This window comes from Streptomyces lunalinharesii (genome assembly GCF_039532155.1).
Classification (GTDB): Bacteria; Actinomycetota; Actinomycetes; order Streptomycetales; family Streptomycetaceae; genus Streptomyces; species Streptomyces lunalinharesii.
Genome location: NZ_BAAARK010000002.1, coordinates 134,770 through 147,640, shown reverse-complemented (window position 1 = coordinate 147,640; position 12,871 = coordinate 134,770). Strand labels below are relative to the sequence as shown.

The 12,871-nt window shown below is 72.5% G+C and carries 10 protein-coding genes; 6 read left to right on the top strand and 4 right to left on the bottom strand.

Annotated elements, in window-relative coordinates:
• Positions 1 to 97: 97 nt before the first annotated feature.
• Positions 98 to 1,651, bottom strand: coding sequence for an FAD-dependent oxidoreductase (locus tag ABD385_RS04715; protein ID WP_344573659.1), 1,554 nt, complete (start codon positions 1,649 to 1,651; stop codon positions 98 to 100).
• Between the two features lie 48 nt (positions 1,652 to 1,699).
• Between ABD385_RS04715 and ABD385_RS04710 the strand changes: the two genes are divergently transcribed.
• Both ABD385_RS04710 and uvrA read left to right on the top strand, forming a co-directional pair.
• Positions 1,700 to 2,428 (top strand): TetR/AcrR family transcriptional regulator, encoded by a 729-nt coding sequence (locus tag ABD385_RS04710; protein ID WP_344573658.1) that lies wholly within the window; start codon positions 1,700 to 1,702, stop codon positions 2,426 to 2,428.
• A 270-nt stretch (positions 2,429 to 2,698) separates the two neighbouring features.
• Positions 2,699 to 5,788 (top strand): excinuclease ABC subunit UvrA, encoded by a 3,090-nt coding sequence (gene uvrA / locus ABD385_RS04705; protein ID WP_344573657.1) that lies wholly within the window; start codon positions 2,699 to 2,701, stop codon positions 5,786 to 5,788.
• Positions 5,789 to 5,894: 106 nt separating this feature from the next.
• Here the strand turns inward: uvrA and ABD385_RS04700 are convergent, their stop codons facing one another.
• Together ABD385_RS04700 and ABD385_RS04695 are read right to left on the bottom strand one after the other, a co-directional pair.
• Positions 5,895 to 6,854, bottom strand: coding sequence for a carbohydrate kinase family protein (locus ABD385_RS04700; protein WP_344573656.1), 960 nt, complete (start codon positions 6,852 to 6,854; stop codon positions 5,895 to 5,897).
• Between the two features lie 114 nt (positions 6,855 to 6,968).
• Positions 6,969 to 7,973, bottom strand: coding sequence for a LacI family DNA-binding transcriptional regulator (locus ABD385_RS04695; protein ID WP_344573654.1), 1,005 nt, complete (start codon positions 7,971 to 7,973; stop codon positions 6,969 to 6,971).
• A gap of 195 nt (positions 7,974 to 8,168) precedes the next feature.
• On the opposite strand from ABD385_RS04695, the gene ABD385_RS04690 reads away from it, so the two are divergent.
• From ABD385_RS04690 to ABD385_RS04680, 3 genes are read left to right on the top strand one after another with little or no spacing between them, the layout of a single operon-like run.
• Positions 8,169 to 9,185 (top strand): zinc-dependent alcohol dehydrogenase family protein, encoded by a 1,017-nt coding sequence (locus ABD385_RS04690; RefSeq protein ID WP_344573653.1) that lies wholly within the window; start codon positions 8,169 to 8,171, stop codon positions 9,183 to 9,185.
• A gap of 5 nt (positions 9,186 to 9,190) precedes the next feature.
• A complete protein-coding gene (locus ABD385_RS04685) occupies positions 9,191 to 10,606 on the top strand; it encodes a sugar porter family MFS transporter (RefSeq protein ID WP_344573652.1) in 1,416 nt (471 codons plus the stop codon).
• A 14-nt stretch (positions 10,607 to 10,620) separates the two neighbouring features.
• Entirely contained in the window at positions 10,621 to 11,034 is a 414-nt protein-coding gene (locus ABD385_RS04680; protein ID WP_344573651.1) for a Rieske (2Fe-2S) protein, read from the top strand.
• A gap of 20 nt (positions 11,035 to 11,054) precedes the next feature.
• On the opposite strand, the gene ABD385_RS04675 is transcribed toward ABD385_RS04680, so the two are convergent.
• A complete protein-coding gene (locus ABD385_RS04675) occupies positions 11,055 to 12,014 on the bottom strand; it encodes a hypothetical protein (RefSeq protein WP_344573650.1) in 960 nt (319 codons plus the stop codon).
• Positions 12,015 to 12,255: 241 nt separating this feature from the next.
• On the opposite strand from ABD385_RS04675, the gene ABD385_RS04670 reads away from it, so the two are divergent.
• Entirely contained in the window at positions 12,256 to 12,867 is a 612-nt protein-coding gene (locus ABD385_RS04670) for a papain-like cysteine protease family protein (protein WP_344573649.1), read from the top strand.
• Positions 12,868 to 12,871 lie beyond the last annotated feature (4 nt).

Here is a 12,871-nt window from a genome sequence, read left to right as displayed (position 1 = left end):
CGCGGATGGTGCATGAGGGCGCGAGAGGGGCGGTCGGGGTCGCCACCCCTGCTCCACCGTCCGCCCGCTCCGCGCCCCTAGGGCGCTCGGAAACGCCCTAGGCCGCCGGGACCTCGGCGGGTGCCCCGAACCACCGGGCCAGTGCCGCGTCCAACTCCCCGTAGGAGCCGGGGGTGTCGGCCGCCCAGGCGGTGCAGCCGTCCGGGCGCAGCAGCAGACCGGCCAGGTCGGGCCGGTCCGGACAGCGCACCGTCAGGGTCCGCACCCGGTCGCGGTGGCCGGCGGCGCGCCCGCGCAGCGCCGGATCGTCGGCGAGGTCGAGCAACAGGCCCCGGCCGTCGTGCAGATGGTCCGCGAGCCGGTGGCCGTCGGACAGCTCCAGGTCGGGGGCGCTGCGGCCGGTCAACGGGTGTGAACCGGGCAGGTCGTAGCGCTGCCAGACGCCGGAGATCTTCTTGACGAAGAAGGTGGTGGCGTCGGGCGTCGCGGACAGCTCGGCGATCACCTCGCGCAGCGCCGCGGCGTGCGGTTCCGGCCGCATCAGGGCGACTTGGGCCCGGGTCCAGTCCAGCACCCACGCGCCGAGCGGGTGCCGCTCGGCGGTGTAGGTGTCCAACAGCCCCTCCGGGGCCCAGCCGTGCACCGTGGCGGCCAGCTTCCAGCCGAGGTTCACCGCGTCGCCGAGCCCGAGGTTGAGTCCCTGGCCGCCGAACGGCGAGTGCACGTGGGCCGCGTCGCCGGCCAGCAGCACCCGGCCGCTGCGGTACGTGGACGCCTGCCGGGCGTTGTCGGTGAACCGGGTCGCCGCGTGCACCTTGGTGACCGTCACGTCCGCGACGCCGGAGACTCGCCGCAGCGCGGTCTGCAACTCCTCGGCGGTGACCGGGGCTTCGCGGTCCGCGGGCGGCCCGTCGAACTCCACGGTGAGGATCCGGCCGGGCACCGGCCCGTGGGCGTACGTCCCGGTCCCGGTCCAGTTCCAGCCGGCCCCCAACGCGTCGGACCCGGTCATCTCCACGAGGGCCTGGTGGCCGGTGATCGTCGGGGCGGTCCCGGGGAACGGGATGCCGGTGAGCCGGCGCACGGTGCTGCGCCCGCCGTCGCAGCCCACCAACCAGCCGGCGCGCAGCGGGCCGTGTGAGGTGTGGACGTGCACGCCCTCGTCGTCGGCGTCGAAGCCGGTGAGGGTCACGCCCCGGCGCACCGTGACGCCCAGCTCGGCGGCGCGCTCGGCGAGGATCCGCTCCAGTGCCTCCTGGGGGACCAGGCCGACGTCGCCGGCCGGTCCGCTGCCGGCGAAGTCCGGGTCCGTGGCGTCGAGCAGGTCGCCGCGGAGCATGATGCCGGCGAAGTGCCCGGCGAACTTCGGGGCCGACGCCGTGACGGCGGCCCCGCTCGCCTGCCGCTGCCGGACGAACGAACCGAACCTCGCCAGGCCGGCCTTCTGCACCTCCACCAGCTGCGGCAGCAGCCCGCGCCGGTAGAGCGCCTCCGAGCTGGGGGTGTTGATGGCCCCCGCCTTGATCGTGGTGTCCACCTCGGTCAGTCGCTCCAGGACGACGACCGGGACGTCCGCCAGTGCCAGTTCGCAGGCGAGCATCAGCCCCACCGGGCCGCCCCCTGCCACCACTACGTCTGCGTCTCGCTTCATGGGAAAGAGTGTAGTCACTAAAAATTTGTTTCCGCTACAATTTTTCGCATGAGAGGAGCGGGAGTGACGGAGGAGAAGTCGGTGGCGGAACGGGGCGGGGTGCGACGCGACGCGGGGGACGCACCGGACGACGGGACGCTGGGCCTGCGCGAGCGGAAGAAGCGGCTCACCCGGCAGCGGATCTCCGCGGAGGCGACGTCGTTGTTCCTGGAGCGGGGGTTCGACGAGGTGGCCGTCGCCGAGGTCGCCCGCGCCGCCGGGGTGTCCACGATGACGGTCTTCAACTACTTCCCGCGCAAGGAGGACCTCCTCCTCGACCGGATCCCCGAGGCCGTGGAGCTGGTCGTCGGCGCGGTGCGGGGGCGCGGCGCCGAGGAGTCGCCGCTCGCCGCGCTGCGTCGGCTGGCGCTGGAGCTGCTGACGCGGCGGCACCCGCTGGGCGGGCTGGGGGAGGGGTTCGAGCGCTTCTTCCGCACCGTGCTGGCGGCGCCCTCGCTGCGGGCGCGGGCCCGCGAGGCGGCCGGGGAGATCGAGGCGGCGCTGGCCGGGGCGCTGGCCGAGGCGGCCGGTGGCGACCCCGCGCGGCCCGATCGGGACGCCCGGCTCGCCGCCGCGATGATCGTCGCGGCCTGGCGGACGCTCTACGTGGAGGTCGTGACCCGGCAACTGGAGGGTGACCCCGTGGAGGAGGTGGCCGTTGAGCACGAAGCAGTGATCCGGCACACGTTCGACGTGCTGGCGCGGGCGCTGCCGGACGGGGGTCCGGAGCGGTCCTGAGTGCGGGGGTGCCGCCCGCCGGACGGCGTAACGGCTGGTCACCGCGGTGGGAAGGTTGTGGGGCCGCCACACGTTTGGGTGAAGAGGGCTTGCGAGGCCCGTAAATCGAATGCACGTGCTATAAGCTCGTGTCTGGCATCCCAACGACACTGCCGCGACGGCCCCATACCCTTGGTCGGGGGCCCGCTCCGCTCCGCCGCCTCTGCTCGCTCACCGCGCGGCGGACGCAGCCCGTGGCTTCCGCCCCCTCCAAGAAAGGTGCCGACCGGCGTGGCCGACCGTCTCATCGTCCGTGGCGCTCGCGAGCACAACCTCCGCAACGTCTCGCTCGACCTCCCCCGCGATTCCCTCATCGTCTTCACGGGGCTCTCCGGGTCGGGCAAGTCCTCGCTCGCCTTCGACACGATCTTCGCCGAGGGGCAGCGCCGCTACGTCGAGTCGCTCTCCTCCTACGCCCGACAGTTCCTCGGGCAGATGGACAAGCCCGATGTGGACTTCATCGAGGGCCTGTCCCCCGCGGTCTCGATCGACCAGAAGTCGACCTCGCGCAACCCGCGCTCGACGGTCGGCACGATCACCGAGGTCTACGACTACCTCCGCCTGCTCTTCGCCCGGATCGGCAAGCCGCACTGTCCGGAGTGCGGGCGGCCGATCGCCCGGCAGTCGCCCCAGGCCATCGTCGACAAGGTCCTGGAGCTCCCCGAGGGCAGCCGCTTCCAGGTGCTGTCGCCGTTGGTGCGCGAGCGCAAGGGTGAGTTCGTCGACCTCTTCTCCGACCTCCAGACCAAGGGCTACAGCCGCGCCCGGGTCGACGGCGAGACCGTCCAGCTCACCGAGCCGCCGACGCTCAAGAAGCAGGAGAAGCACACCATCGAGGTGGTCATCGACCGCCTCACGGTCAAGGAGAGCGCCAAGCGCCGGCTGACCGACTCCGTCGAGACCGCCCTCGGGCTCTCCGGCGGCATGGTCATCCTCGACTTCGTCGACCTCGACGCCGACGACCCGCAGCGCGAGCGGATGTACTCCGAGCACCTCTACTGCGCCCACGACGACCTCTCCTTCGAGGAGCTGGAGCCCCGCTCCTTCTCCTTCAACTCGCCGTTCGGCGCCTGCCCGGACTGCACCGGCATCGGCACCCGCATGGAGGTCGACCCGGAGCTGATCATCCCGGACGAGGAGCGCTCCCTCGACGAGGGCGCCATCCACCCCTGGTCCGGCGGTCACACCAAGGAGTACTTCGGTCGTCTGGTCGGCGCGCTCGCCGACGCCCTGGGCTTCCGCACCGACATCCCGTGGGCCGGGCTGCCGCAGCGCGCCAAGAAGGCCCTCCTGCACGGCCACAAGACCCAGATCGAGGTCCGCTACCGCAACCGCTACGGTCGCCAGCGCGCCTACACCACCGCCTTCGAGGGCGCCGTGCCGTTCGTCAAGCGCCGGCACAGCGAGGCCGAGAGCGACAGCAGCCGCGAGCGCTTCGAGGGCTACATGCGCGAGGTGCCCTGTCCGACCTGCGAGGGCACCCGGCTCAAGCCGATCGTGCTCGCCGTCACGGTCCAGGAGAAGTCGATCGCCGAGGTCGCGGCCATGTCGATCAGCGACTGCGCCGACTTCCTGCGCACCATGACGCTCAACGCCCGCGAGAAGACCATCGCCGAGCGGGTCCTCAAGGAGGTCAACGAGCGGCTGAAGTTCCTGGTCGACGTCGGCCTGGACTACCTCTCGCTGAACCGCGCGGCCGGCACCCTGTCCGGCGGCGAGGCCCAGCGCATCCGGCTCGCCACGCAGATCGGTTCCGGCCTGGTGGGCGTGCTCTACGTCCTCGACGAGCCGTCGATCGGCCTGCACCAGCGCGACAACCACCGCCTGATCGAGACCCTGGTCCGCCTGCGCGACATGGGCAACACCCTGATCGTGGTGGAGCACGACGAGGACACCATCAAGGTCGCGGACTGGGTGGTCGACATCGGTCCGGGCGCCGGTGAGCACGGCGGCAAGGTCGTCCACAGCGGCCCGATGAAGCAGCTGCTGGCCAACAAGGACTCGATCACCGGCCAGTACCTCGCCGGCAAGCGGGCCATCGCGACGCCGGACGTCCGCCGTCCCACCGACCCGTCCCGCCAGCTGACCGTCCACGGCGCGAAGGAGAACAACCTCCGCGACATCGACGTCTCCTTCCCGCTCGGAGTGCTCTCCGCCGTCACCGGCGTCTCCGGGTCCGGCAAGTCGACGCTGGTCAACGACATCCTCTACACCCACCTCGCCCGCGAGTTGAACGGCGCCAAGTCGGTCCCCGGCCGCCACACCCGGGTCGCCGGCGACGACCTCGTCGACAAGGTGGTGCACGTCGACCAGTCGCCGATCGGCCGGACCCCGCGCTCCAACCCGGCCACCTACACCGGCGTCTTCGACCACGTCCGCAAGCTCTTCGCGGAGACGATGGAGGCGAAGGTCCGCGGCTACCTGCCGGGCCGCTTCTCCTTCAACGTCAAGGGCGGCCGCTGCGAGAACTGCTCCGGCGACGGCACCATCAAGATCGAGATGAACTTCCTGCCGGACGTCTACGTCCCGTGCGAGGTCTGCCACGGCGCGCGCTACAACCGCGAGACGCTGGAGGTCCACTACAAGGGCAAGTCCATCGCCGAGGTGCTGGACATGCCGATCGAGGAGGCGCTGAGCTTCTTCGAGGCGGTGCCGACCATCGCCCGTCACCTCAAGACGCTCAACGAGGTCGGTCTCGGCTACGTCCGGCTCGGCCAGTCCGCGCCGACCCTCTCCGGCGGTGAGGCGCAGCGGGTCAAGCTCGCCAGCGAACTCCAGAAGCGCTCCACCGGCAGCACCGTCTACGTCCTCGACGAGCCCACCACCGGCCTGCACTTCGAGGACATCAGCAAGCTCATCAAGGTGCTGTCCGGCCTGGTCGACAAGGGCAACACGGTGATCGTCATCGAGCACAACCTCGATGTGATCAAGACCGCGGACTGGGTCATCGACATGGGCCCCGAGGGCGGCAACGGCGGTGGCATGGTCGTCGCCGAGGGCACCCCCGAGGAGGTCGCGGCGATCCCGGCCAGCCACACCGGCAAGTTCCTGCGGGACATCCTCGGCGACCGGGTCAGCGATGCGGCGCCGGTCACCGGCGGGCCCCGGAAGCCGGCCGCCCGCAAGACCGCGGCGAAGAAGAAGGCGGTGGCCGCCGACGCGGCCGGGAAGGCGACGGTGACGGCCTCGACCGCGGCGAAGAAGACCGCGGCCAAGAAGAGCACCGCGGCGACCACGGCCAAGAAGACCGCGGCCAAGAAGACGGCGACCAAGAAGACGGCCGCCAAGAAGACGACGACGCGGGCCCGTCGGACGTCCTGACGCCGCACCACCGCACAGCGGGGGCGGAGCCCTTCCCGGGCTCCGCCCCCGCTGCGCTGCGCACGACCGCCCGGCCGGGGCGCCGGGCCGTCGACCCGTGGGCGCCTCAGCCCGCCAGTTCCGCGGCGAACGGCGGCTCCGCGCCCGCCCGGGAGCAGGTGACGGCGGCCGCCCGGGCGGCGAACCCCAAGATGTCCGCCCAGTCGTCGGCGGGCAGCGCGCCCAGCGCCGCGTACGACAGCGCGCCGTGGCCGTCCAGCCGGTGCAGCAGCGCCGCGTTGACGGTGTCGCCGGCGCCGATGGTGTCGACGACGGGCACCCGCTCGCCGGGCACCGCCACCTCCCCGCCGCCCCGCGTCACGGCCGTCAACCCGTCGCCGCCGTGGGTGACCACGATCGCGGCCGGCCCGGCGGCCAGCCACTCCCGGGCCGCCGCCAGCACCGCCGCCCGGTCGGCCCCGTCGGCGCCCGCCCCGGCCAGCCAGGCCGCGTCCTCCTCCGACAGCTTCAGCAGCGCCAGGTCCGGCAGCCAGGAGCGGAAGCGGGCCCGGTAGGCGTCCGGGTCGACGATCAACCCCGGCCGGATGTTGGGGTCGAGCGCGGTGAAGACGCCGCGCCGGGCCTCCCGCCGCAACAGCGCCTCGTACGCCCCGGCGCCCGGCTCCAGCACCAGCGAGCAGGTGCCCAGCGAGAGCGCCCGCACCGTCGTGGGCAGCGCCGGGGGCAGGGTGAAGAGCCGGTCGGCGGTGCCCTCCACGTAGAAGCCGTAGCCGGCCGAGCCGTCGTCGCTGACGTCCGCCACCGCCAGGGTCGTGGGCTCCGGGCCGCGTTGCACCAGCGAGGTGTCCACGCCGCCGTCGTGCAGACCGTGCAGCAGCGACGCCCCGAAGGCGTCGGTCGAGACCCGGGAGCAGAAGGCGGTGGGGGAGCCCAGCCGTCCGAGCGCCACCGCGGTGTTGTAGGGCCCGCCGCCGCGCCGCGGCAGCAGCGCCGGCAACGGGCCGTCCGGGGACGGCTGCTGGCTGGGAACGAGGTCGATCAGCGCCTCGCCGGCGACGACGATCACGGGGGCGGGTCCTTTCCTACGGCGGCCGGTACCGGCCGGGGCGTGCGGGCGGGGGCCCGTCCGGGCCCGGGGGACGTCCGGCGGGGCCCGGGGGCCCGGCCCACCGGACGGCCGCTAAGCGGTCTCGGGGCAGCCGCACGAGGTGCGGTGCACGAAGGTGCAGGGCAGCCGGACGGTGCGCGGCGGTCGGGCCGGATCGTCCAGCCGCGCCAGCAGCAGCCGGACCGCCGCGGCTCCGAGCTCCTTGCTGGGCTGGGCGATCGCGGTCAGCCTGGGGGTGAAGAGGTCGGCCCAGGAGAAGTCGTCGAAGCAGGCCAGCGCGATGTCCCGGGGCACCTCCAGGCCCAGGCCGCGCAGTGCCTGGAGCGCGCCGATGGTCATCGCGTTGTTGGCGGTGATGATCGCGGTGGGCGGCTCCGGCGCGGCGAGCAGGTGGCGGGTGGCGTCCTGGGCGCCCTCCGCCTCGGAGTTGCCGCCCGCCAACAGCTCGGGCGCGAGGGGCAGTCCACGGGCGCGCAGCCCGGCGCGGTAGCCCTCGACCCGTTCGGTGGTGGTGCTGAGCCCGGGCAGCCCCGCGACCAGGCCGATCCGGGTGTGGCCCAGGTCGGCCAGGTGCTCGACGAGCCGGCGGACCGGTCCGGCGCTCTCGGCGCAGACCTGGTCGAAGCCGTCGCCGACCAGCCGGTCGAGGAAGACCGTGGGGACCCGGCGCCGGGTCACGTAGTCGATCAGTTCGGTCGGTTGGGCGGAGGGGGCGACGATCATGCCGTCCACCCGCCGCTCGTGGAGCAGTTGGACGACCTTGCGCTCGTGCTGCGGATCGTCGTGCGGATCGGCGATCAGCAGGCTGTAGCCGGCCTCCAGGGCGCCGGCCTCGACGCCCTGGAGGATCTCGGTGAAGTACGGGTTGCTGATCGCGGAGACCGCCAGGCCGATGGAGCGGGTGCGGGCGGTGACCAGGGAACGGGCGAGGGTGTTGTGGGTGTAGCCGAGGTCCTCGATGGCGGCCAGCACCGCGGCCCGGGTGTCCGGGCGCACCGGCCGGGTGTCGTTCACCACGTGCGAGACCGTGGCGACGGAGACGCCCGCGCGCCGCGCCACATCGACCATCGTCGTCATCCGGCTCTTCCTCCCGACGCCCCGGTGCACCGTGCTCCGGATCCCGGCGGACGGCCTCCGTGCCGGTCCGTCGCAGTCCATCACAGTACGTCGCCGACGGACCAAACGTAAACGCTTGCGCAAGCGTTTACGTCCCGGCGGTTTTTCTGTAGTGTCCCCGCCATCGAACTCGCACGACGTCGTGAGGAGGCGCCGATGCGCGCTCTCGTGGTCACCGCACCGGGCCTTCGGGGCACCACCGCTGTCACCGAACTGCCCGACCCCCGCCCGGAACCCGACGAGGTGGTCGTGCGGGTCACGTCCTGCGGGCTGTGCGGCACGGACATGCACGTCCTCGGCGGCGAACTCCCGGTGGTCGGCTACCCGTTGGTCCCCGGGCACGAGTTGACCGGCGAGATCGTCGCGGTGGGTGCGGCGGTGCGGGACCGGGCGGTCGGCGAGCGGGTCGCGGTCGACCCCAACATGCCGTGCGGCGCCTGCCACTACTGCCGGATCGGCCGCGGCAACCTCTGCGAGGACTACACCGCGATCGGCGTCACCCGGGCCGGCGGCTTCGCCGAACTGGTCGCCGTGCCGGCCCGCTGCTGCTACGTGCTGCCCGCGCACCTCTCGGAGGCCGCCGCCGGCCTCGTCGAACCGCTGTCCTGCGCGGTGCACGGCCTCAACCGGCTGCCGCGCCGCCCCGGCGAGCACTACCTGATCTACGGCGCGGGCACCATGGGCCTGTTGATGGCCGCGCTGGTGCGGACCGCGGGGGCCGGCTCGGTCTCCGTCGTCGACCTCAACGAGGAACGGCTGGCGTTCGCCCGGTCCTTCGGCGTGGACGCGGCGGTGACCGACGCCGACGCCCTCGACCGGGCGCCCGGTTTCGAGGTGGTCATCGACGCGACGGGAGTGGTCGCGGCCATCGAGGACGGTCTGGGGCGGGTGCGCCGCGGCGGTACGTTCCTCCAGTTCGGCGTCGCCGACCCGGCCCGCGCGGTGTCCGTCTCGCCGTACCGCGTCTACAGCCAGGAGATCGACATCATCGGCTCGATGGCGGTGCACAACAGCTTCCAGCCCGCCATCGACCTGTTGGCCGCGGGCCTCGGCGGAGTGCCGGTCGACTCGCTGGTCTCCGACGTCTACGGCCTGGACGACTTCGACGAGGCGGTGGCCCGCTTCCGGGCCGGCACCGGGCGCAAGATCCACATCGCCCCCCAGAAGGGCTGAGCGCGGTGCCCGCAACCGTCAAGAACGCGCTGATCTGGGTCTTCGGCGCCCTCGGGGGCATCCTCTGGGGCTACGACACCGGCGTCATCTCCGGCGCCATGCTCTTCCTCAAGCAGGACATCGCACTCACCCCGCTCCTGGAGGGCCTGGTCGTCTCCGGCCTCCTGGTGGGGGCGATGCTCGGCGCGGGCCTCGCGGGGCGGCTCTCGGACTCCTGGGGGCGCCGCCGGCTGATCCTGGCCGCCTCCGCGGTCTTCATCCTCGGCACGCTCGGCGCGGCCTGCGCCACCGGGGCGGCCATGCTGATCGCGTTCCGCTTCGTGCTCGGCGTGGGCGTCGGCATCGCCTCCGTCGTCGTCCCGCTCTACCTCACCGAACTCGCGCCCAAGCACCTGCGCGGCGGGCTGACCTCGTTGATGCAGCTGCTGGTGACCGTCGGCATCTTCGTCGCCTACGTCACCGACTACCTGCTCGCCGGCTCCGGGGCCTGGCGCTGGATGATCGGTCTGGGCGTGGTCCCGGCCGCGGTGCTGGCGCTGGGCATCGTCACCCAGCCGGAGAGCCCGCGCTGGCTGGTGAGCAAGGGCCGGGGCGGGCAGGCCCGCGAGGTGCTGACCCGGCTGCGCGGGGACGCCGCGACGGCGGGCGAGGAGCTGGCCGAGATCGAGCGGACCGAGCGCGCGGAACGGGGGGCCGGCGAGCCGCTGAGCCTGCGCCGGCTGCTGTCGCCGCAGCTGCGAGGGGTGTTCACGGTCGGGATGCTGCTGGTGTTCTTCCAGAACTTCGTCGGCATCAACACGATCATCTACTACGCGCCGACCCTGCTCACCGACATCGGGTTCGGCCCGAGCGGCGCCATCCTGGCCAACGTCGGCATCGGCCTGCTCAACATGGTGATGACGCTGCCGGCGATGCGGCTGATCGACCGGCTGGGCCGCAAGCCGCTGCTGCGGACCGGGGCGCTGGGCATGTGCGCGGCGATGGTGGTGCTCGCCGTCACCAACCTGTCCGGGCTCGGCTACGGGCCGTTGCTGTCCGCGCTCACCCTGCTCGGGATCGGGCTCTACATCGCGTCGTTCGCGGTCTCCTGGGGGCCGGTGCAGTGGGTGATGCTGCCGGAGCTGTTCCCGATGCGGATCCGGGCCGCCGCGGTCAGCCTGTGCGTGTTGTTCAACTGGCTGTTCAACATGGTGGTGGCGCTGGTCTTCCCCTCGCTGCTGCACGCCTGGGGTGCCGGGATCAACTTCTGCTTCTTCGCCGGGACGACGCTGCTGGCGTTCCTCTTCGTCCAGCGGCTGCTGCCGGAGACCAAGGGCCGCAGCCTGGAGGAGATCGAGGCGGAGCTGTTGGCCGGCGGGGTGGACCGCCGGCCGGGCGGCCGGCGCCCCCCGGTATCGTCAGGGGCCGACGCCGCCCACTGACCTGGAGGTACCCCATGAGTGCGTCCCCGGACCGTCGGACCGTGCTGCGCGGTGCCGCGCTCGCCGGCATCGCCTGCTTCGGCGCCGCCGCCTGTGCCGCGGGGGAGCAGGGCTCGGGCGCCCGGCCGTCCTCGGACGCGCCGGTGGAGCTGGGCCCGGCCGCGGAGGTGCCGGTCGGCGGCGCCAAGCTCTACGCCGCGCAGCGGCTGCTGGTCTCGCAGCCCACCAAGGGCGAGTTCAAGTGCTTCAGCGCCATCTGCACGCACATGGGCGGGACGCTGAACAAGATCGAGAAGGGGCAGGCCGTCTGCCCGCTGCACGGCAGCCACTTCGAGGTGGCCACCGGCAAGGTCGCCCAGGGCCCGGCGTCCAGCCCCCTGGAGGAGGTCCCGGTCAAGGTCAAGGGCGACAAGCTGGTGGCGGGCTGAGGCGGCGCCCGCCGCCCGCTTCACCCCCAGTCCCAGGAGATCCCCAGGATTCCCTGCCGCACGCCCTGCTCCACCACGTGCACCCCGTGGTGCCGCCCGCCCAACGTCAGCTCCTCTTGGCCGGTGCGCGGGGCGCCGGCCGACGCCTGGGCGAAGCGGCGGCAGCGCACCGGCAGCGCCCCCTCGTCGAACCGCACCTGAAGGACGTACTGGCCGCCGGCGAAGCTGAAGCCGCGCACGTACTCGGAGCTGGGGCCCCCGCTGCCGTCCTCGAAGGCGTAGCCGAAGACGTGGGTGTCGCCGGCCCGCAGCCGGGTGTCGAAGAGCAGCTCGGCGACGACCACGCCGTTCTCCGCGTTCCCGCGCACCCGCCCCAGCCGGCAGTTCTCCAGCGCCCTGACCCGCACCCGGGACGGGTCGCAGCCGCTGTCGCCGCGGTGGATGGCGACGTAGCGGTCCACCCCGTCCCGGTGGGCGCGCACCACCTGGAGCGACTCCCGTTCGCTCAGCTCGCGCCGGGCCCCGATCCGCACCCGCTCGTGGTGGCCGATCGTGTGCACGCCGCCGTCCACCGGGGTCTCCAGCTCGGCGAAGAGCTGTTGGAGGCAGTCGGCCGGGGCGACCAGGGAGCGGTAGGAGCGGGCCGGCGGGCGTTCGGTCTCCGGGCGGGCGCCGCCCTCGGGCACCAGGAGTCGGTGCAGCGAGCGGTCGGGCAGCCCGAGGACGTCCTCCAGGGCGCGGACCGCGCGCAGCGACTCGGGGCGCTGCGGGCGTCGGGCCCCCTGCTGCCAGTAGCTGAGGCTGGTGACCCCGATGGTGATGCCGCGCTGGGCGAGCTTGTGCTGGACGCGGGTGAGGGCGAGGCCGCGTGCGGTGAGCGCGCTGCGCAGGGCGAGGTGGAACGGGCCGGTCCGCAGGAGTTGCGCCAACTCGGCCGAAACCGGAAGGTTTTCCATCGTATCGGGAGTGTTCTGTGCCATTACCTCAATCCTCCGGCGCACGGGGTGAACGTTCACAACTGGAACGCACGGCGCGCGCTCTCCCCGCCTCGTCACTGCAGGACGCCGGGCGCCGGCCGTTCACTTCCGGGCCCGTCCGTCCACACCCCCATGTCACCTGGCATTGAAGCGTGTTGACCTGCCTGCGACAACACCTGATGCTCCTCAACAGCATCCGGATGCGCTCCTCTCCCCCCCTCACCCCATGACCGGGAGGAACGCCATGTCCCCATCCCTTCGCACCCGCCGTCGGCGCGGCAGACGGCTGTCGGCGGCCGTGCTCGCCGCAGTGGCGCTGACCGCGCTCCCGGGGGCCGCCCATGCGACCCCCCAGCCCGCCGGCGCCGCCGTACAGGCCGCCAACCGCCTGGACATCAACATGCAGGCCCAGGAGAAGACCAACTGGTGCTGGGCGGCCTCGGGCAACACCATCGCGACCTGGTACGGCAAGAACTACAGCCAGAACCAGTTCTGCAACGCCGCCTTCAACCGCCAGCAGACCAGCACCTGCCCCAACAACCAGGCCACGCTGGGAAACGTGCAGAACGCACTTGACTGGATGGGCATCAATCCTGGCTCATATGTGACCGGTTGGCTTCGTTACGCCACGGTGCAGAGCGAGATCAACGCCAAGCGCCCCGTCGAGAGCCGCATCGAGTGGTCGTCCGGCGGCGGCCACATGCACGTCATCTACGGCTACGACGCCGCCCGGAACTGGGTGTACTGGGGCGACCCCTGGGCCACCAACAACCGGTACAACTGGGGCGACTTCGACAACTACGTGAACGGCAGCTCCTTCTCCTGGACGCACTCCCTCTACCGGATAGGAGCCTGAGGCC

Bases quoted from the DNA above. Each gene is read 5' to 3' on its own strand.
- ABD385_RS04715 (WP_344573659.1), bottom strand. From the start codon at position 1,651: ATGAAGCGAGACGCAGACGTAGTGGTGGCAGGGGGCGGCCCGGTGGGG.
- ABD385_RS04710 (WP_344573658.1), top strand. From the start codon at position 1,700: ATGAGAGGAGCGGGAGTGACGGAGGAGAAGTCGGTGGCGGAACGGGGC.
- ABD385_RS04695 (WP_344573654.1), bottom strand. From the start codon at position 7,973: ATGACGACGATGGTCGATGTGGCGCGGCGCGCGGGCGTCTCCGTCGCC.
- ABD385_RS04690 (WP_344573653.1), top strand. From the start codon at position 8,169: ATGCGCGCTCTCGTGGTCACCGCACCGGGCCTTCGGGGCACCACCGCT.
- ABD385_RS04680 (WP_344573651.1), top strand. From the start codon at position 10,621: ATGAGTGCGTCCCCGGACCGTCGGACCGTGCTGCGCGGTGCCGCGCTC.
- ABD385_RS04675 (WP_344573650.1), bottom strand. From the start codon at position 12,014: ATGGCACAGAACACTCCCGATACGATGGAAAACCTTCCGGTTTCGGCC.
- ABD385_RS04670 (WP_344573649.1), top strand. From the start codon at position 12,256: ATGTCCCCATCCCTTCGCACCCGCCGTCGGCGCGGCAGACGGCTGTCG.